The following is an 18,760-nucleotide window of genomic DNA, read 5'->3' on the forward strand; positions in this document are numbered from 1 at the left end:
CCAGATTCGCGGCTTCACGCCGGTACTCCGGGGTGTACTTCTTCCTTGACGAACTCACAATGAACATCCTCTCCTACGGACACAAGATCCGTACTAATAGGGTGTCCACTAAACGAGGGTAACCTCAGTAGCGCTTGAGTGTGTATCCGGTAGCAGTTCACAACGCTAGGGGCTCTCCTTCCGGTAGGTGCAACCCTCGGGTGCGGCACGTACCGGAAGGGCTCCGGTTACGACGGATTACCGTGCGGTGATAGCGCTGCTAATACGGCAGCGTTCTTACCGCTAGTGAAGATTAGCTAGGGTGCTCGCACCATGCGATTTACTGGGCGAGGCATGCACCGCGAAGCCTCGGCCTGACTACTGCCTAGCAGGTCGCGGCGTTGACGAAGGGCGGACCGCGGGAAGTCTCGCCCCGGTGGGCGCAGGCCCATCCGCTACTGGATACTCGCTCAGGTGCTACCAGATACTCACCACACCGCTACCATGTCAGTCTCCTGAACACACTAGGCTGGGTATTCGGACGTGTCGTGTGGAATCAGAATATTCAGCCGCACCCGTGGATTGAGGGCCCGACCCCCGATGTGTCCACTTTTCGGGGGTCGGGCCCGCTCGCAGTATGTCAGCGTTGTCTACAACGAGCGCCTTTCCCAGCACGGTATTACAGCTTCCACCGGAAGTGTTGGTGACTCCTATGATAATGCTCTGGCTGAAAACGTTAACGGACCCTCACAAGAACGAACTGATCCATACCCGCAGGTGGGATGATGTTGTCGAGGTAGAAATCGCCACGTTTGAGTGGGTGTCATGGTGGAACGAGGCAAGGCTCAACCAAAGCCTGGGGTACCGAACCCCGGTCGAGGTGGAAACCGAATTGTGGAAGAAGACCCCGCAACAGGGAATAATGCAAATCAAGGCAAATGCCTAGGAACAAAACCCGGGGCACTTCATACTGGCAAATCCGTGGGTATGTTGACTCGGATAACAAATTTGGCGCATCGCTTCGCGCTGACTGGTATTGCCAAGTCACACCCCAGCAGGATGGAGGGTTTGTGGCCTAAACGACAGGATGTGTTGGTGAAGTTATATGTTTAGCCCGTCTGGCGTGCTGGTATTAGGATTATTTCACTTATCAGGAGGGATAACGCAGCCTCGGACCTGAAATACCGCCGAGGACGTGCTGATGTGCTATGCGCCGAGGTTCACGATGAATGGATGAGTAAGAATCATCCTCGATGCCCCGTCTGTAGCGGGGCCTGCACGAAAAGCGGGACTACAAGCACCAATCCGCTAGCAATGGCAATAGAGCGCCTGTAACTACTGTCACTCGCGCTAGAGGCTGACCCAAGAAAGTGAACGCATCAGAGGCAGACCCACGTGCCAAAGCACACACCCTAGCCAGCCAAGCAACACAAGCCACCAGCGGCTGTGAATACGGTCCACCAGCAACTTTCGACAGTGCCTATAACCACTCTATGGGAATGCGCAAAGGCCATGTGCCCTAAACCACGCAGTCCACCAACACAAAATGTCGTTTAACACGACACGCCGAAAAACAACACGTTTTGTCGTTTAGCCCGGGTTTGTAGTCCATACCCAAGTGAAATAGCTACAATTACAGCTACACCCGCCTCAGTACCGGATGAGTACAGCCCACCCCTGCAACACTATTAATGCAGGTGGTGGGCTATTTTTGGTGTGGAGCCGACGACGGGAATCGAACCCGCGCCAGCAGCTTGGGAAGCTGCAGTTCTACCATTAAACTACGTCGGCACTGCGCTGAATGCGCTTTCCCTACTATACACCTTAAGGAGGCGATTGAGTAGAATCGGGTCCGTGCTTCTTTCAGATCGTGATATTCGTTCCGCCATTGATTCCGGAGAGCTGGGCATCGAGCCCTTTGATGGTGAGCTTATCCAGCCTTCTTCCGTTGACGTGCGCTTGGATAAATATTTCCGGGTATTTAATAACTCCCGTTATACGCACATTGACCCCAAGGCGGAGATGCCGGAGCTCACCACCCTGGTGGAAGTAGAAGAGGAACAATCCTTTATTCTCCACCCCGGTGAGTTTGTCCTTGGTGCCACGCTGGAGAAATTCACCCTGCCGGCTGACTTGGCCGGTCGGTTGGAGGGCAAGTCCTCGCTGGGGCGGCTGGGCCTTTTAACCCACTCCACTGCGGGTTTTATCGATCCCGGATTTTCTGGGCACATCACCTTGGAACTTTCCAATACCGCGAACCTGCCCATTGCTCTGTGGCCGGGAATGAAGGTGGGCCAGTTGGCTATCTTTAAGATGACCTCGCCGGCGGAAAGCCCCTATGGCACGGGCGCATTGGGATCGAAGTACCAAGGTCAGCGTGGTCCCACGCCATCAAAGTCTTACCTGAACTTCCGCAGGGATTAATCTGGTATTTACATAAAATCTCTAGGATGAGGTTTTATGCGGATGACTGTTATTGGCACCGGTTACCTGGGTGCTACCCACGCCGCCTGCATGGCGGAATTGGGGCATGAAGTTTTAGGCGTTGATGTAGACGAGGATAAAATCTCCGTCTTGCAATCGGGCAAGGTTCCCTTTTTCGAGCCGGGGCTACCGGATGTGCTCGAGCGCAATATTGGTGCTGGGCACTTAGGTTTTAGCACGAATTATGATGAGGCCGCGCAGTTTGCCAACGTGCACTTTCTCGGCGTGGGAACCCCGCAGCGCCGCGGTTCTTATGCAGCGGATCTGACCTATGTTAAGGCTGTTATCACGGACCTGGTGCCCAAGCTGCGCGGAGAACACGTCATCTTCGGCAAGTCCACCGTTCCGGTAGGTACGGCGGCGGAACTCCAAGAACTTGCGGATAGGCTGGCACCGGAGGGAACCTGCGTGGAAATCGCGTGGAACCCGGAATTTTTGCGCGAGGGTTATGCGGTGCATGACACCATCACCCCGGACCGCATCGTCATTGGTATCCGCGAATCAGAATCCCGCGCGGAGGGGCTTGCCCGCGAGATTTACGCGCAACAGCTAGCGCAGGACACGCCTTTCATCGTGACCGACTTGCAGACTGCGGAACTGGTGAAAGTTTCCGCCAATGCTTTTTTGGCCACCAAGATTTCCTTTATCAATGCAGTCTCTGAGATTTGTGAGATCGCAGGTGCTGATGTGGTGGCGTTGGCGGATGCCATTGGCATAGACAAGCGTATAGGCCGCAAGTTCCTCGGTGCGGGCCTAGGTTTTGGCGGTGGTTGTTTGCCCAAGGATATCCGCGCCTTTATGGCGCGCGCCGGTGAGCTCGGCGCCGATCAAGCGCTCACTTTCTTGCGCGAGGTGGATGCGATTAATATGCGCCGGCGCGACCGCATGGTGAATATGGCGAAAGAGGCCTTCAATGGCTCGTTGTTAGGTCACCGAGTCACCGTGCTGGGCTGTGCCTTTAAGCCAAACTCAGATGATGTGCGGGATTCGCCGGCGCTATCGGTGGCTGGTTCTTTGTCCCTGGCGGGTGCGGCGGTGACTGTCTATGACCCTGAGGGCATGGAGAACGCTAAAAAGGTTTTCCCCACCTTGAACTATGCCACCGACCCGGAATCCGCCTTGCAGGAGGCGGAATTGGTCATTCTGGCCACCGAATGGCAGCAATTTAAAGAACTGGACCCGAAGGAGGTCAGCGAGCTCGTGGATAATAAGCACATTATCGATGGCCGCAATGTGCTCGATGTTGCGGCGTGGTCCAACGCCGGGTGGAAGATACAGGCGCTGGGTCGCACGCTTTAGCTGCGGCGTGACGGGACTGTAAAGGCGGCAATCAGCGTTGTAATCGGGACTGCGAGGGTCAGCGCCATGGCGCCGACGCCGGAGCGCAAAAGCTCGGTGGCAACGAGATCACTGCTGAGGATTTGTCCCGCGGGGCGTTCGGCGGCGGTAATGAGCAGGAGTAGCGGTAATGCGGCGCCGGTATAGGTCAAAATGAGGGTATAGACCATCGAGGCAATGTGGTCGCGGCCGACCTTCATGGCGGATATGAATAGCTCTACCGGCGTGGCCGCGGGATCGGAATCGTGCAGCTCGGTGATGGTGGAGGCTTGGGCGATGGCGACATCGGCAAGGCTGCCCAACGCACCCACGACGAAACCGCACAGCAGTACGCCGACGATGGAAACATGGGGCATATACAGCAGCAGCTTGAGGTTATCTTCGGAGCTATAGCCTTGTAGTTGCGAACTATCGATGGCTGCCCATGCCAGGAACGCGGCGATGGCGAGCGCCGTTAGTGAGCCACCCACCGCGGAGGCGGACTTCCAATTCACGCCGTGGACAAGCGGCACGGCAAGGAGAATGATGGCGGTACAGGCGGCGAGCGCCACCCAGAGGGGATTGGTGCCCGCGATGAGCGCTGGGATGAGGAAGCTAAAGACGATGCCAAGGCTCAATCCCAAACCAATGATCGCGCGCACTCCGTGCCACGCTGCGAAAGCGATGATGACAATCGCGATGACCACTCCCCAGAGGAGCAGGCTACTGCTGCGCTGATAATCGGCGAAGGTGTACGACACGCCCCCGGCAGGATCGGTGGCTCTGGACAGCACGATGTTATCGCCCGGCTGCAATTGTGGGTCGCCCGCGTTGCCGTAGGTGACCAATTGGGTCATTTTTCCCTCGTCTTCGTCGGAGGTGATCCTCACCAGCGCTCGGTTGCAGTTGACTTCTTCCTTTTCCGGAATCGGTGGCGGGGTATCGAAGACCAGGCCGGTCAGCTCCGATTGGCATGCCGAGTGGTCGGTTTTCTCCACGACCCCCTCGGCCTGCGGGTGGTTGAGCGCATAAGTGGTTTCGAATTCCTCCGAGGTGTGATCAGAGGCGGCGCTCGAGGGCCATAGTAAAACGAGGCTGACCAGCATGGCGATAAGGGCTGCACCAATGGCGGTTACTAAGCCCATGCGCCACGGGTGGCCGGACACCGCCTGCACCAGCTGAGCTGGATTGAGGCGTTCCAAAAACGACCGGCCCTGCCCCTGCCCGCTGGGCTCTGCTTGACGCTGCAATTGCCGAGGCTGCGCAGCCGAGCCCGACGTGGAATTAGAATCCGAGGAATGTCGTCCCATACGATGTATTCTCAACGATTATCGCTGTAATTACCAACCGCCTGCTGGGGTGCTATTGGCGGTAGCTCACCAAGAAATTTCCTAAGCGCTCGATGGCGTTTTCCAGCTGCGAAGCCCACGGCAGCGTGACCACGCGGAAGTGGTCAGGGTGCGGCCAGTTGAAACCGGTGCCTTGGACCATGAGGATCTTCTCCGCCTTGAGAATATCCAACATGAGCTTGGAATCATCGTGAATCTCATAGACATTGGGATCCAAGCGCGGGAAGAGATACAGCGCGCCCTGAGGTTTTACTGTGGAGACTCCCGGGATCTCATTGATCTTTTCATAAGCGATATTGCGCTGGCGCAGCAATCGTCCCCCGGCCCCAGTGAGCTCATAAATGGACTGGCGCCCTCCCAGTGCTACCTGGATGGCATGTTGGGCGGGAACATTCGGACACAGACGGGTACCGGCCAGCAATTCGATGCCCTCGATGAGCCCGTGTGCATGATCCTTCGGGCCCGTAATGACCAGCCAGCCCGCGCGGTACCCACAGACGCGGTAAGCCTTGGACAGGCCATTAAAGGTAAAGGTTAAGAGATCGGGAGCTAGCGAGGCGATAGAAATATGTTTCGCATCATCATAAAGGATGCGATCATAAATCTCATCAGCCAATATGAGTAGGCTGTGCTCTCTGGCTACGTCCACGATTTGTTGCAGGACCTCACGCGAGTACACCGCGCCGGTAGGGTTATTTGGATTGATAACCACGATGGCCTTGGTCTTTTCGGTGACCTTGGACCTAATATCCTCGATGGACGGGTTCCACTCGTCTTCCTCATCGCACAGGTAGTGCACGGGGGTGCCACCGGCCAGCGAGGTTGCCGCTGTCCACAGCGGGTAATCGGGTGCTGGGATAAGGATTTCATCACCATTATTGAGCAGCGCCTGGGCGGTCATGGTGATAAGTTCTGATACGCCATTGCCCAAGAAGACATCGTTAATATCAAAATGCGGGAAATCCTCGAGCTCATAGCGCGTGACGATGGACCGCCGGGCCGAGGTAATGCCTTTAGAGGTGGAATAGCCCTGTGAGGTGGGCAAGGCGCTGATCATATCGCGCATGATGACATCGGGTGCATCGAAGCCAAAGACGGCGGGGTTGCCGGTATTGAGTTTGAGGATGGTGTGTCCATCCATCTCCATCCTCTCCGCTTCCGCTGAGACCTCACCGCGAATATCGTAGGCGATGCCCTTTAATTTTTCGGACTGGTCAAAGATGCGGGGTTTGGGAGAAGTCATGGCCATATTGTGCCATCTTTCACAGCGCTAAGAAATATCGCAGCGCGCCGCAGCGCTATTTTTCACTCCACTTGTTGATGTGCTTCTTCGCCAGTTCTAAAGCCTGGCCAGTAATTTCACCGGCCTGCTGGCGGCGTTCGGCCCACATCTTCTTCTCTAGTTCTTTCTGGTGCGCCCGCTCGTGTGCCGCCAGTGCACGGATTTCGCGCTGCTGTTGGCGCTCAATTTGCTGCACCGAGGGGGCATGCCACGATCGTGGGCCCACTTTGGCCACGTACAACAGGATCCACACGATGGGAATGAGTGCTGTGGCTACGGCACCACCCACCAGCAACCATGGTTCATTCATGGTGGCGCTGAGCATGACAAGAGTAGGCGATGTCACCAGTAGGGCCACCGAACTGGCCAAGGCAGTAGCGATGCGGGGCTTCTTTGCAGCGTTAAAGGCCCGGTCCACATCGCCTTGGGAGTAGATCTTTACCTCTTGGGATGCAGTCGCAGGGATATCTTTGAAGATCGGTGCCAAGTCTTTGTGAGTTTTGGCCTCCATGAGGCTAGTGGAGCGTTCCTCAAACTCAGTCATGGATAAGCGGCCTTCGCCCACTGCGCGGGCCAGGTCGGTCAGGGCATCGTTGCGCTCTGAATCGGATAAACGCAGCGCCCGGTCATAGGGGGAGGGTCCGTAGCTTTTAGTCACAGCCCCCATAATAGACACGCTGATTCCCAAAGAATGTGCCCTGCCGCGGTGGCAGGGCATAGCTTTCAGTGCGGAGCGTATAAGTTAGAGCTCTGGAGATTTTTCTGCCTTATCGCCCTGAGTAGATTCGGTTTTCTTTTTTGGATCGGATTCATCAGTCTTCTTGGAATCTTTCTTTCCAAACAAGTTCGCTAGCAACGGGAAGATGGCAACGGTTAACGCGCCTCCGGCGACGAAGATCGAGGCGGTTTCTTGCTTCATCAATTCGGAATCAACCGCCAGCGACGTCACGGCGACGATGATGGGCAGGCCGGTTGCAGTGTACAAACTGACTTGGAGGCGTTCGCGCACCGTCTCGATTTCAGAACCGGTATGCCCCACATTCTCGCGCAGAAATACCGGAAGGCCGCGGGTGACAAGAATCAGCGCCGGGATGCCCAGTACCTTCCCCGGGTTATTAGCGATGGTATCCCAGCTAATCGACATGCCGGAGACTACGAAGAAAACCGGGATGAGCATGGAGTGGAAGACCACATCGAGGCGGTGCTCCAAGCGGCGATGGAATTCATCCGGGATAATGCGATTCAAGATGATGCCGGCGGCGAAGGCGCCCAGCACGATGTCTAGCTCAAAGACTGCCGTGACGGCCATGAGGGTGGCGAGGATCAAAATGATAAGGCGCAAAATGGTCTGGTTGGTAGACCCCGCACCGGAGATAAACGCCGCTTTAACCCACGGAATCGTCGTTGCAATGGCAGCCGGCATGATGGCCACGGCTATGGCGATGCCGATAAACGCGAGCATAATCAGCAGTGTGGTCCACGTGGAGCGCGTGCTCAGTAGCAGCGCCATCGCGGTAATGGGGGCGACCTCACCAATAGCGCCGTGAATCATGACCGATTTGCCCACTTTGGTCTCGAGCACGCGGTCCTGTTTCAACATGGGCTGGAGCGTGCCCAATGCCGTGGACGTTAGCGCCAATGCCACCACGATGGCACCTGGGACATTATCAACCAAGAAGTACGCACCCACGCCACAGGCCACAACACAGATAAGCCAAGTGGATAAGGCTGTCCCTGCCTCTTTGGTTTTCAACGTAGAAATTTCGATTTCAAAACCGGCGAGTAAGAAAAGCGCGCCGACACCCAGCTCTTTTAGCATGCTGATGCCGGCATCCTCATGGGCGACATCTAAAAGCGAAGGGCCAATGACCATGCCACCGATGATCAGAAGGGCAACGGCTGGCAACCGCTTGCCCAACATGAACGACACCAAGGGTGCCAACAGTGCCGCAAGCATGATCCAGGCAAAGGAAACGAGGCTAGTGGTGTTTTCCGTCGCACCCGCGGCGAGAACAATAGTATCCGCGGCCCATCCTTCATCTAAATGCATGGATCTCAGCGTACGCACTCACCGCTGCGTATGCCTACTCGGTATCCGTGCGCTTCGGTGGCATGGGTGGCCTCGGTGGTTCCGGTGGCTTGGGTGGCTTGGGAGCCCCTGCGCTTGCCGACGGCGCTTTTGGTGCAGGCGGTGCAGGCGGTGCAGGCGGTGCAGGTGGAGCGGGAGGTGAAGGCGGCCCTGGAGGCCCGGGAGGCGCGGATGATGCGGGCGGCGCGGGCGGAGCAGGAGGTGTGGGCGGAGCAGGAGGTGTGGGCGCTGCCTTTGGCGCTGGGGGAGCAGGCGGCGCGGGAGGTGCCGCTGCTTTGGGTTTGTTGTCAGCATGCGGTGGCTTTGGCACTCCTGGAGTCTCTGGAGCCTTGGCAGCGTGCGGCGCCTTCGGCGGCTGTGGAGTGGCAGAGGCCTTGGGGGCCGCAGGCGGCGTGGGAGCGGTCGGTGGGGGTGGCGCGCTGGGCGCCGCAGGAGCCTGTGGTACAGAGGGGACAGCACCACCAGGGACTAGGGGTGCCGCTGGAACGGAGGGCGCTGTGGGAGCGGAGGGTGCCACTGGAGCGGAGGGCGCGGTGGAAACGGCGGGTGGCGCCGAAGCAGAAGGTGCGGCTGGTGGTGTGGAGTTGGTAGATGAAGCCATGTGGTGGCGTACTGGGGTGCCCAAGAAGGTCTTGGGGCGGGGGGCCGGAAGGGTGCCTTTGTCATCCAAGGAAATGGAGTTGCGCAGCATAACCGCTACGTCATTGACTTTCGTGGTGGGGGTGGAATCTCCCGACAGAGACTTCACGCCGCCGGTCATCATGACGTTACAGAAGGGGCAGCCGGTGGCGATTTCCTCGGCACCGGTCTCTAGGGCTTGCTCGGTGCGGAAGTCATTGATGCGGGTGCCGAGCTTTTCTTCCATGAACATGCGGGCACCGCCGGCACCACAACAAAAGGCCTCGTCGCGGTTTTTGTCCATCTCGCGCAGCTCCACACCGGTGGCCTCGAGCAGCTCGCGCGGGGGATCGAAGACCTTATTGTGGCGGCCGAGGAAGCAAGGATCGTGATAGGTAATGGGCTTTCGATTTTCGGGGGTGCGCGGCACCGGCTTGAGCAAGCCCTCGCGGACCAAGCGGTTGAGCAGTTGGGTGTGGTGGAAGACGTCGAAGTGTCCGTCAAAGTCTGGGTATTCGTTGCGGATGGTGTTAAAGCAGTGTGGGCAGGTGGTGATGATTTTGCGCTGGCCCTTCGGCACGCCGTCGAAGGCATTGTTGAGGGTTTCTACGTTTTGCTGCGCCATCATCTGGAACAGGAACTCGTTGCCGGCGCGTCGGGCAGGGTCGCCCGTACAGGTCTCGCCCGTGGAGAGGACGCCGAATCTCACGCCCGCGGTATGGAGCAGGTCCACTACGGCGCGGGTCGTGCGGCGGCCATCGTCATCATAGGCACCAGCGCAGCCCACCCAGAGCAGGTATTCCATTTCGGAGAAATCGGCCTCGTCTTCACCAATGATGGGGACGTCGATGTCGTCGGCGCGGGCCTCGTCGATCCACGCACGGCGCTCAGAATTATTCCGGCCCCACGGGTTGCCCTTGGTTTCCATATTTTTGAACAGCCCGGTGAGCTCGGAGGGAAAGTCCGATTCCGCGAGTACTTTGAAGCGGCGCAGGTTCGCAATGTGATCGATGTGCTCGATATCGGTAGGACACTGATCCACGCAGGCACCGCAGTTGGTGCAGGACCACAGCACATCATCATCGATGACGCCGGCCATTGATAGTACGTCTAGCCCCTCGTGTGGGTTGTAATTATCCAGGGCGCCCTGACGCAGGTCCATCATGAACTTTTTGGGGCTCAGCGGTTTCTCGGTATTCCAGGCAGGGCATAGTTCTTGGCAGCGGCCACATTCGGTACACGAGGTGGAATCCAGCAGCATCTTCCAGCTGCCCGGCGTGATGTCTTTCTCCAAGTCCGGGGTGGGCAAGGATTGCAGTGCCTTCTCACCAGTGGCATTGCGCTGGAAGAAGATATTGAAAAAGCTGGTGAAGCGGTGCCACATGACACCCCACTGGAACTTGCGGGAGATAAAGGCGATAAATAGCAGCCCAGAAAGCAGCTTGAAGAGGGCGAAGACGCTTACCAGCGTCGGTGATTCGGGGAAGAGCTTAGCCAAGTGGATGCTCAAAAAATCTGCCCAAGCGGAACCGTCACCTAAGGTGGCGATCGTGGTGGATTTCACCAAGATCATGCCGAGTCCTTCAGAAAAGACAATAAACTCGACCCAGCGCGCCGAGGCAGTCTGGGAGTTAAAGAAGCGGCTGCTGCGCTCAGTATCGCCGAGTTTGAGGCGCACACTAATAAGGAAGCCGATGCCGAGGACCGTCGCGATGCCTAAAACCTCTTCAATGAAGTGATACACCGGCCAATGGCTGAGCCACGGCCAACCCTGGCCAGGTGCGAAGGTTTGGATATAGGCCTCGAACCACACCAAGATGCCAAAAAGGAACCCCACCATCACCAGCCAGTGGGCAGCATTGACTAACGGTTTACCCTTGAAGTGAGAATGGCCAAAGACCTCAGCAATGACGCGCCACAGGCGTTTGTCTGGGCTATCGGTACGCCTAAGCTGGGTGGGTCCGCCCGAACGGATGAACTTGAAGAGGGCCCATACGCGGGTGAAAAAGTATAGCCACACCGGAATCGATGCGGCTATAGCTGTCCAACCGAATACGGTGGTCATGCGTGCTCCTTTTTACTGATGCTCCACGTTGCTATCTACTTTAAAGCCTTGGGCGAAAATCCCAGAGTCTGCATTCAGCGCGGTATCACGCTGGGGTGACAGTAGACTGCCACAATGAAGCACTTGGCCACCTAATCCATCTAAAAGCGCTGTACAGCATGGTGGAATAGAGCCAATATCAGTAACCACAGGCCTTGCCGCCTTTAGCGTTAGTGGATTCGCTATAGGTCAAGGCGGGGTGACTGCCAACCTGGTGCTTTCCGGTAGCTTTCTCAAAATCACCATGGGGCACCTAGATGCTGAGGGCAGTGCGGAATCTGATAGCCGGTTGGTAGGCGCTACCGAGGTGGACGGCTCTGTGGTGACGCACGATGTCAACGTGGGTATTGATGCAAACCAGCTAAGCGATACTGCCGATTCCGTCGCGTGGAGCCAATAGTCAAAGCAGGTTGTCCTCAAGGCCTACAGTGTTAAGGCCACCTTCGTGGGACGCAACGCCTTTTGCCTAGAACGTTGGAGCGACGGTGCGGAGGGGATTGCCGCTGTTGGCGCAGTGGCAGCCCGCTACTCCGTGCTCATGAATGGGAACCTAACTCTAAAAACCTCGCCAATCCTCCTGAGGGCAACGGCGAGAAGTAATGACTACACACTAACCACTAAGACCATGCGCTGACAATCCAAACATCAATAAACCTCTCCATCTACGCCCATGCATAGCCCTCACCATCACAAACGGAGAACCACCACTCCATCGGACTTGACCACCTTCAGCGGACCGGCCGCCTATCTTCGCTGCAAGCAGATGGTTTGTGCAATGTCGAAGCGCAGATCAATGCAGTAGAGGATATTCTGCTGGCTTTAGATTTACTGGCCTTAGAGGATTTGAATAGGGTCAAACGCGAAGATGCCTAGGGCGAGTTAAATTCCCACGTGTGCTAGCTGCGCGCGAGCTATGACGCTGCGCCAGTCCTCGAAATCCTCCAGTGGAGCGCACAGTCCTTCCCAGGTGGTAACTGCCACGCCGCGGGCCTTGAGCTCGAGTACGAGCATCTCGCGGTCACCAGCGGAAGAAAGGCGATGGATCTCGTCATGCGTGATATCGCCTTCGGTGCCCACACGGACGTTTCCTATAAGCCGGAGCCGGGGAGTGGTTCCGGGGCCGCAGTGGGCGGCAGAGACGGCCTCACCAAGCGCGCCTACCAAACCCGCGAAGCGGCGGAGTAGACCGAATGGTGCGGTGCTCTGGGTAATGAGGTCCACACACATGCCAGCGCTGATAAGCCTCTCGGCGGTGGATAGGGCTGCCGGACCCTCCCCAATGATGGCTATACGCTGCATGAAAGTGCCTCCTTATGCGGGTCGTGTACGCCCGCAATAGACTGTCTTGTCTGTAAATCTAGTCCGCTTGGTACGGATTGGAAACTTTTTATTCGCAGTTCCTGCCAAGCTCAGCGGCTTTTCGAACCTCATCTCCTGCGCCGCCATGGTGTTTTGCCTAATGTGTGACGGCATGAACCCAATAACGAACCTGCTGGACGGTGCTAAGACTTATCGCGACCCGAGCATCTCCCCGGAAGGCACACGCGATACTGCGCCGCTGCACGCCGAGGTAGCCGCGCGCAACCAGCGATTGGTGGAGCAGTGGGCAGATAAGCTTTATGGCGCCTGCGCTGAAACCATCACCGAATGGGCCGCCGAACACGCCCCTGGCCGCTTGGCGGTGACCATGTCCATGGAGAACACAGTCCTGGCTGAGCTCGCCCACCGCGCCGGGCTCGATGCGGACCTGCTTTTTATCGATACCGGGTGGCACTTTCCGGAAACCCTCCAGGTGGCTGATGAGGTAGAAAAGCGCTACTCAGAGCTGCCCTTGGTGCGAGTGCTGCCGCTGTTGAGTCCGGAAGAACAAGACGAGGTATACGGCCCTCGCCTGTACTCTCGCGATACTGCGGCCTATAACCGCATGCGCAAGGTTGAGCCGCTCAATATGGCGATGGATCCTTATGCCGGATGGGTCACTGGGCTGCGCCGGGCCGATTCCGAGCACCGTGCCACCGCCCCAGCGCTCAGCCTGGACCGCACCGGGCGGTTAAAGATTTCTCCTATTATTACCTGGAGCTTGGACGATACTGACCGCTATATCAGGGACAATGACCTCATCATTCACCCGCTAACTCTGCAGGGATACCGGTCCATCGGCTGCGCGCCGCTGACCTTCCCAGTCGGCGACGGTGAGGATGCCCGCTCCGGGCGAGTATTTGCGGATGGCAAGATAGAATGCGGGTTACACGAATAATGAGCACACTTTCCCCACACTTACAAGATTTAGAAAACGAATCGATCCACATCCTGCGCGAGGTAGCCGGGCAATTCGATAAGGTAGGCCTCCTCTTTTCGGGCGGCAAGGACTCCGTCGTCGTCTTCGAGCTAGCCCGCCGCGCCTTTGCCCCGGCCACGGTGCCCTTTGAGCTCCTCCATGTCGATACTGGGCATAACTTCCCCGAGGTCATCGATTTTCGTGACCGCCTCGTAGAAGAAACTGGTGCCCGCCTGCACGTCGCCCACGTCCAAGACTGGATCGATAGCGGCGAGCTGCAGGAACGGCCCGATGGAACGCGCAACCCGCTGCAATCGGTGCCGCTAGTGGAGACAATTGCCAAGCGCGAGTATGACGCCGTGCTGGGCGGGGCCCGTCGCGATGAGGAGCGCGCCCGCGCCAAGGAGCGTATCTTTTCCATCCGTGATGCCTTCGGTGGCTGGGACCCGCGCCGCCAGCGTCCCGAGCTGTGGGATCTGTACAACGGCGGCAAGATGGTCGGCGAAAATGTGCGTGTCTTTCCCATCTCCAATTGGACCGAATCCGATATTTGGGAATACATCGGCGCGCGCGGGCTTGCGCTGCCGTCTATTTATTATTCCCACCAACGCGAGGTCTTTAAGCGCAACGGTATGTGGCTAGCACCCGGCGATTGGGGTGGACCGGCCGACGGCGAGGAGCTAGAAACCCGCACCGTGCGCTACCGCACCGTGGGCGATATGTCTTGTACAGGAGCCGTGGATTCTACTGCTTCTACCCCGGACGAGGTGCTTGCGGAGATATCCGTTTCCACCCTTTCAGAGCGCGGCGCTACCCGTGCCGATGACAAACTTTCTGAATCCGCCATGGAGGACCGTAAGAAGGAAGGCTACTTCTGATGACGACTACCCTTGCGCCGAATGTCGGCGCCCTCAAACAGCGCGATACCCTGCGCTTGTGCACTGCCGGCTCCGTCGACGACGGCAAGTCTACCTTCGTGGGCCGCCTGCTCTATGACACCAAGTCCGTGCTCGCGGATCAGGTCGAGTCCATGGAACGCACTTCCTCCGATCGCGGCTTCGATGGCATGGACCTTTCCCTGCTTGTTGATGGCTTGCGCGCCGAGCGCGAGCAAGGTATTACCATCGACGTGGCTTATCGCTATTTCGCTACGGATAAGCGCACCTTCATCCTTGCCGATACTCCCGGTCACGTGCAGTACACCCGCAATACGGTTACTGGCATGTCCACCTCCCAGGTAGTGGTGCTTCTTATCGATGCCCGCCATGGCGTGGTCGAACAAACCCGCCGCCACCTCAACGTGGCCGCTCTCCTCGGCGTGCGCCATGTGGTCCTCGCGGTGAACAAGATCGACCTGGTGGACTATGACGAGCAGGTCTTTCGCGATATAGAGGCCGAGTTCAACCAGATCGCCGCACGTTTGGGGATTACAGATACCACCGTCGTGCCCATTTCTGCGCTCCAGGGCGATAACGTGGTCGAGCGCACCACCACCATGGGCTGGTACACCGGTCCTACCGTCCTTGAGGTGTTGGAGACCATTCCCGTTGCCACTGGCCGGGCTGATGAGCTGGACTTTCGTTTTCCCATCCAGTACGTCATCCGCGAGCATGCCACCGATTACCGCGGCTACGCCGGCCGCGTGAAGGCCGGTTCCATCTCCGTGGGCGACACGGTGTACCTGCCCGAGGGCCGCACCAGCACCATTACCCAAATTGACACCGCCGATGGCTCAGCCTCCTCGGCCGCCGCCGGCGATTCGGTCACGCTGCTGCTTGCCGATGCCATCGATCTCACCCGCGGCGATCTCCTCGCCGGCCCCCAGCGCCCCGCGGCCACCCAGGAATTCAACGCTACGGTGGTAGGGCTTACCGAAAAAGACCTGACACCCGGCCAGATGCTCAAGCTGCGCTACGGTTCCTCCCTGGTCAAAGCCCGCATTGCTGCTCTTGCCCGCACCTTGGATCTCGATGGCGTATCCGACGTGGACGAACCCGAGGCCGTCGCCATGAACGATATCGCCCACATCACCATCCAGACCCAAGCCGAACTGCCCGTCGAGGATTACGCCGCCCGTGGCGCCGTGGGGAACTTCCTACTCATTGACCAATCCTCCGGCAATACTCTGGCCGCCGGCTTCATTGGCCACCGCTTGCGTTAGGCATGCGCCATGCCGCAAAGGCCTGGTGCGCCACCAATTTTCCTGGGCTACATGAGCGATTGGGGATGATTCGATCACTAGGTTTCCGGCGTGACGTCGATACTCTGGCGCATATTACTGGCGGTGTTGATTCACAATGAACATCCCCGCTTGGGGGCACACGATCCGCACTACTTGGGTATCCACCAAACGAGGGTAACCCCAAGTACTACAATCTTATGTTGTATGACCCGTTTGATTACCTAGACCGTTGGGAGGCAGGGAAACCATGAACGAGCAACATAAGCGGCGCTATCGTGCACGTATAGCGGTTGCACAGTTGTTCCGCTCTGTCCTCAATAAGGATGGTGAGCGTGTCCGCCTAATGAAAAGTCTCGGGGTTGAGACCATGCCGGTTATCATTCCAGCACTCGGTGACACGTTGGCCTCTGATATTCGGGAAGCGTCTAGCCGTCACTTCAAAACTGGCGCGGAGCATGTAGTTGTTCCGGTTTGCTTGCCAGTTCACAACCCCGTCGGCATTAAGCTCTGTGTACTCATTGTTTCGACGCATGACGCTAAGACGTTTTGGCAACTGGACATGAATGAACTTCATGACAGTGTTGAGATGGCGCAAGTCGTTGAAGCGCTGGACGCTGCCAAGAAATGGGAAATTGAAGAACTTGATTCCGAGCAGCAAAAAGAATTTAAAGACTTAGCGGCCTCTATCTAGGCGGCGACACTCTTAACGGCATTTAGACTAAAATCGCTGACTTGGCGCTTAAAAGTGTGAGCGCCAAGGGTAGCAGTTTACCCCAAGTAGCTAGTTACCTAGCTGGCAGTCGAGTCTAGTATGACCTGCCCCTCGACTTCTCTACTTCCCGGGGTCAGGCCCGATATTACAATTCGCCTGCGGCAAAAGAACCGCACGTTAAACTTTGACGAGGGCGAGCAGGTATCCTCGCGGGCATGGAGAATCTCAATGGGCGTACCCTTTTCGTCGCCGCTGTGGATGCGGAAGCCGCACATATTCCAGACAACGAAGCGCTTCTTATTACCGGTATCGGCACGGTTCCAGCTGCGATTTCCCTGACCGAGGTATTGGCTGAGGCCCGCGCTCACGATGCAATGCCTGAACGCGTGGTCAATATTGGTACGGCAGGTGCGCTTGTCGATGGCATGGATGGCGTCTTTGAAATCAATAAAGTAACCAAGCACGATTTCAAGCTAGAAGTGCTGACCGATATCAGCCGTTACCTCTTACCTGAATTCATCGAGCTGGAAACCTCCGGGAAACTTCCGGCACGCGGGCTGGCCACCGGCGACACGTTTGTTTCTACTACCGCATTGCGCAATGAGCTGGTGAAAAAATCGCAGCTGTGCGATATGGAAGGCTATTCTATTGCGGCCACCTGCCAGCGCTTTGGCGTGCCTTGCACACTGCTGAAACAAGTGTCCGATTCCGCTAACGAGGAATCGATGGGCACCTGGGCCGGTGTCTTGGAACGCAGTGCCCGCCAGCTAGCCGCGGCAGCAGCCGATTTAGGCTTCTTGCGCTAACGGCTGTCACCGCTGCCTTTCTCGCCGCTTCGCACGGCGCAGCCATGGGAAGGCTCTATAAGTTAACTTAAGTTAGCGGACTCATGGCGGTGAAAAGCTGCTTTACCTTGTCGCGCGGAGACTCTTCGAGGGAGCTGCTGTTGCTGGTGCCTTCTTCGTTGGGGCGCTCGGTTTCGGGGTCTGTGTTGTCTACGTCGTCGTCTTTGTCATCTTTGTTGTCCTTGGACGCTGCCTTGGAACCGGTAACGACTTCGATATCCTCGGGAGCGACTTCCCCGGCGCGCAGAGCAGCCATTTCTGCGTGATAGCGCAGGATAACAGTAATGGTCGCGGCGACTGGCACGGCAAGGAAAGCGCCAATGATGCCGGCCAGGGAGGAACCCACGGTGACGGATAGCAAGACGATGGCCGCGTGCAGGCCCATGGCCTTGGACTGCAGGATGGGTTGGAGGACGTTGCTTTCTACCTGCTGGACAATGATGATAAGCAACAGCGCGAGCAGAGCATTGGTCAGGCCGTTGGATACCAAGGCCATAATGACGGCCAGGGCGCCGGCGGTGACTGCACCAATGATGGGGATAAAGCCTGCGAAGAAGGTAATAACGGCGATGACCAGAGCTAATGGAACCTGGAGTGCCCAGAGTCCGAGGCCGATAAAGACGGCATCAACAAGCGCGACTATGGCCTGGGCCTGAACGAAGCCAGACAGTGTTTTCCATATGCGGGAGGTGAGCTCCGTGATGTGCCAAGCGGCGGAGTTGCCGGTGTATTTGCGCAGCCAAGGCAGGAACTTATCGCCGTCTTTAATGATAAAGAAGGTGATAAAGAGCATGATGACGGTTGCTACCGCAATGGAGCTGGCCATGGAAAAACCAGAGACAACGCCGGTGGCGATGGTAGAGGCCTGGCCTTTGGCAAAGCTGACGATGTCCTGGAAGACCGATTGCAGCTGGTCTACCTCAATATCCAGTGGGGAATCATTGACCATCTTGGTCAGCTGCATAATGCCGGTTTCGGCTTCATTGATAAGAACCGTGGACTGCGCGGTCACCATGGGTGCCATGGCGGCAAACAAACCGCCGAAAACAACCACCAAACCCAGAAGAGTTGTGATCGCTGCCAGGGTGCGGGGAAAACCCTTAGAGCGCAGCCAGGCGCTGACTGGATAAAGCACCGTCGAGATCAAGATTGCGAGGATAACGGGCAGCAAGCCCACCCACATGAAGCGCAGTAGGAAACCCGCGAGGCCTAGCCCTGCGGCGATAAGCATAAAGCACACCGAAATCTTGGCCATGCTGCGGAAGTCTTGTGCCAGCACGGTGGATTTTTTATCGCGATTGGCGGGATCGGCGGTGGCTGCCTCCGCTCCCAATTGGGATTCATCGGGGGAGACCAGCGGCGTGGTATGGGGATCACTCGCATCGGTCTTGCGGTTCGCAGCGTTGTGTTCAAGCGCCGACGGGTACTGTCCGCGAGGTGCCTGTTCCTGGGCCGAGGACTGCCCGGTGCCATGAGGGGAGTGGTTATCTGGCTTAGTCATTCGTCTACTATGCCACACGA

Annotated in this window: 16 protein-coding genes, 1 tRNA gene and 1 pseudogene; 10 read left to right on the plus strand and 8 right to left on the minus strand. The window is 57.4% G+C overall.

The window, feature by feature from the left end; genetic code table 11:
- Positions 1-697: 697 nt before the first annotated feature.
- Together D9V82_RS13120 and D9V82_RS13125 are read left to right on the plus strand one after the other, a co-directional pair.
- Positions 698-925 (plus strand): IS3 family transposase, encoded by a 228-nt coding sequence (locus D9V82_RS13120; protein ID WP_200440234.1) that lies wholly within the window; start codon positions 698-700, stop codon positions 923-925.
- A gap of 442 nt (positions 926-1,367) precedes the next feature.
- Positions 1,368-1,502, plus strand: a pseudogene (locus D9V82_RS13125) (IS1249 family transposase); the annotation flags it as partial.
- A gap of 194 nt (positions 1,503-1,696) precedes the next feature.
- Here the strand turns inward: D9V82_RS13125 and D9V82_RS09045 are convergent.
- Positions 1,697-1,770 (minus strand) — tRNA-Gly (locus D9V82_RS09045).
- Positions 1,771-1,833: 63 nt separating this feature from the next.
- On the opposite strand from D9V82_RS09045, the gene dcd reads away from it, so the two are divergent.
- Both dcd and D9V82_RS09055 read left to right on the plus strand, forming a co-directional pair.
- Positions 1,834-2,403, plus strand: coding sequence for a dCTP deaminase (gene dcd / locus D9V82_RS09050; protein ID WP_121912070.1), 570 nt, complete (start codon positions 1,834-1,836; stop codon positions 2,401-2,403).
- A gap of 36 nt (positions 2,404-2,439) precedes the next feature.
- Positions 2,440-3,762 (plus strand): UDP-glucose dehydrogenase family protein, encoded by a 1,323-nt coding sequence (locus D9V82_RS09055; RefSeq protein ID WP_121912071.1) that lies wholly within the window; start codon positions 2,440-2,442, stop codon positions 3,760-3,762.
- On the opposite strand, the gene D9V82_RS09060 is transcribed toward D9V82_RS09055, so the two are convergent.
- The 5 genes from D9V82_RS09060 to D9V82_RS09080 all read right to left on the minus strand — a co-directional run bounded on the left by D9V82_RS09060 (position 3,759) and on the right by D9V82_RS09080 (position 11,183).
- Entirely contained in the window at positions 3,759-4,925 is a 1,167-nt protein-coding gene (locus D9V82_RS09060; RefSeq protein ID WP_121912100.1) for a YibE/F family protein, read from the minus strand. The genes D9V82_RS09055 and D9V82_RS09060 overlap by 4 nt on opposite strands.
- Before the next feature lie 217 nt (positions 4,926-5,142).
- Positions 5,143-6,372: a pyridoxal phosphate-dependent aminotransferase gene (locus tag D9V82_RS09065; RefSeq protein WP_121912101.1), complete on the minus strand. Its 1,230-nt coding sequence runs from the start codon at positions 6,370-6,372 to the stop codon at positions 5,143-5,145.
- A gap of 55 nt (positions 6,373-6,427) precedes the next feature.
- Positions 6,428-7,078, minus strand: a complete 651-nt coding sequence (locus D9V82_RS09070) for a DUF1707 SHOCT-like domain-containing protein (protein ID WP_200439240.1) — start codon at positions 7,076-7,078, stop codon at positions 6,428-6,430.
- Between the two features lie 75 nt (positions 7,079-7,153).
- Entirely contained in the window at positions 7,154-8,461 is a 1,308-nt protein-coding gene (locus D9V82_RS09075) for a cation:proton antiporter (protein ID WP_121912072.1), read from the minus strand.
- A gap of 34 nt (positions 8,462-8,495) precedes the next feature.
- Positions 8,496-11,183 carry a (Fe-S)-binding protein gene (locus D9V82_RS09080; RefSeq protein ID WP_121912073.1) on the minus strand — a complete coding sequence of 896 codons (2,688 nt, stop codon included), beginning with the start codon at positions 11,181-11,183 and terminating at the stop codon, positions 8,496-8,498.
- Between the two features lie 238 nt (positions 11,184-11,421).
- On the opposite strand from D9V82_RS09080, the gene D9V82_RS12700 reads away from it, so the two are divergent.
- Positions 11,422-11,622 carry a hypothetical protein gene (locus tag D9V82_RS12700; RefSeq protein WP_234457358.1) on the plus strand — a complete coding sequence of 67 codons (201 nt, stop codon included), beginning with the start codon at positions 11,422-11,424 and terminating at the stop codon, positions 11,620-11,622.
- Between the two features lie 479 nt (positions 11,623-12,101).
- On the opposite strand, the gene D9V82_RS09090 is transcribed toward D9V82_RS12700, so the two are convergent.
- Positions 12,102-12,521: a methylenetetrahydrofolate--tRNA-(uracil-5-)-methyltransferase gene (locus D9V82_RS09090; protein ID WP_121912074.1), complete on the minus strand. Its 420-nt coding sequence runs from the start codon at positions 12,519-12,521 to the stop codon at positions 12,102-12,104.
- A 172-nt stretch (positions 12,522-12,693) separates the two neighbouring features.
- On the opposite strand from D9V82_RS09090, the gene D9V82_RS09095 reads away from it, so the two are divergent.
- The 5 genes from D9V82_RS09095 to D9V82_RS09115 all read left to right on the plus strand — a co-directional run bounded on the left by D9V82_RS09095 (position 12,694) and on the right by D9V82_RS09115 (position 17,200).
- Entirely contained in the window at positions 12,694-13,479 is a 786-nt protein-coding gene (locus tag D9V82_RS09095) for a phosphoadenylyl-sulfate reductase (protein WP_121912103.1), read from the plus strand.
- A complete protein-coding gene (cysD, locus tag D9V82_RS09100) occupies positions 13,479-14,378 on the plus strand; it encodes a sulfate adenylyltransferase subunit CysD (protein WP_121912075.1) in 900 nt (299 codons plus the stop codon). The genes D9V82_RS09095 and cysD overlap by 1 nt, the downstream gene beginning before the upstream one ends.
- Entirely contained in the window at positions 14,378-15,661 is a 1,284-nt protein-coding gene (locus D9V82_RS09105) for a sulfate adenylyltransferase subunit 1 (RefSeq protein WP_121912076.1), read from the plus strand. The genes cysD and D9V82_RS09105 overlap by 1 nt, the downstream gene beginning before the upstream one ends.
- A gap of 268 nt (positions 15,662-15,929) precedes the next feature.
- Entirely contained in the window at positions 15,930-16,373 is a 444-nt protein-coding gene (locus D9V82_RS09110; protein WP_121912077.1) for a hypothetical protein, read from the plus strand.
- 236 nt (positions 16,374-16,609) lie between these two features.
- Positions 16,610-17,200 carry a nucleosidase gene (locus D9V82_RS09115; RefSeq protein WP_121912078.1) on the plus strand — a complete coding sequence of 197 codons (591 nt, stop codon included), beginning with the start codon at positions 16,610-16,612 and terminating at the stop codon, positions 17,198-17,200.
- 67 nt (positions 17,201-17,267) lie between these two features.
- Here the strand turns inward: D9V82_RS09115 and D9V82_RS09120 are convergent, their stop codons facing one another.
- Positions 17,268-18,740: an AI-2E family transporter gene (locus tag D9V82_RS09120; protein ID WP_121912079.1), complete on the minus strand. Its 1,473-nt coding sequence runs from the start codon at positions 18,738-18,740 to the stop codon at positions 17,268-17,270.
- Between the last annotated feature and the right edge of the window lie 20 nt (positions 18,741-18,760).

The sequence above is a fragment of the Corynebacterium macginleyi genome, assembly GCF_003688935.1.
Taxonomy (GTDB): domain Bacteria; phylum Actinomycetota; class Actinomycetes; order Mycobacteriales; family Mycobacteriaceae; genus Corynebacterium; species Corynebacterium macginleyi.

Excerpts from the sequence above, each read along its gene's own strand:
- D9V82_RS13120 (WP_200440234.1), top strand. The coding sequence starts at position 698 with ATGCTCTGGCTGAAAACGTTAACGGACCCTCACAAGAACGAACTGATC.
- D9V82_RS09055 (WP_121912071.1), top strand. The coding sequence starts at position 2,440 with ATGCGGATGACTGTTATTGGCACCGGTTACCTGGGTGCTACCCACGCC.
- D9V82_RS09060 (WP_121912100.1), bottom strand. The coding sequence starts at position 4,925 with ATGGGCTTAGTAACCGCCATTGGTGCAGCCCTTATCGCCATGCTGGTC.
- D9V82_RS09065 (WP_121912101.1), bottom strand. The coding sequence starts at position 6,372 with ATGACTTCTCCCAAACCCCGCATCTTTGACCAGTCCGAAAAATTAAAG.
- D9V82_RS09070 (WP_200439240.1), bottom strand. The coding sequence starts at position 7,078 with ATGGGGGCTGTGACTAAAAGCTACGGACCCTCCCCCTATGACCGGGCG.
- D9V82_RS09075 (WP_121912072.1), bottom strand. The coding sequence starts at position 8,461 with ATGCATTTAGATGAAGGATGGGCCGCGGATACTATTGTTCTCGCCGCG.
- D9V82_RS09080 (WP_121912073.1), bottom strand. The coding sequence starts at position 11,183 with ATGACCACCGTATTCGGTTGGACAGCTATAGCCGCATCGATTCCGGTG.
- D9V82_RS09090 (WP_121912074.1), bottom strand. The coding sequence starts at position 12,521 with ATGCAGCGTATAGCCATCATTGGGGAGGGTCCGGCAGCCCTATCCACC.
- D9V82_RS09095 (WP_121912103.1), top strand. The coding sequence starts at position 12,694 with ATGAACCCAATAACGAACCTGCTGGACGGTGCTAAGACTTATCGCGAC.
- cysD (WP_121912075.1), top strand. The coding sequence starts at position 13,479 with ATGAGCACACTTTCCCCACACTTACAAGATTTAGAAAACGAATCGATC.
- D9V82_RS09105 (WP_121912076.1), top strand. The coding sequence starts at position 14,378 with ATGACGACTACCCTTGCGCCGAATGTCGGCGCCCTCAAACAGCGCGAT.
- D9V82_RS09110 (WP_121912077.1), top strand. The coding sequence starts at position 15,930 with ATGAACGAGCAACATAAGCGGCGCTATCGTGCACGTATAGCGGTTGCA.
- D9V82_RS09115 (WP_121912078.1), top strand. The coding sequence starts at position 16,610 with ATGGAGAATCTCAATGGGCGTACCCTTTTCGTCGCCGCTGTGGATGCG.
- D9V82_RS09120 (WP_121912079.1), bottom strand. The coding sequence starts at position 18,740 with ATGACTAAGCCAGATAACCACTCCCCTCATGGCACCGGGCAGTCCTCG.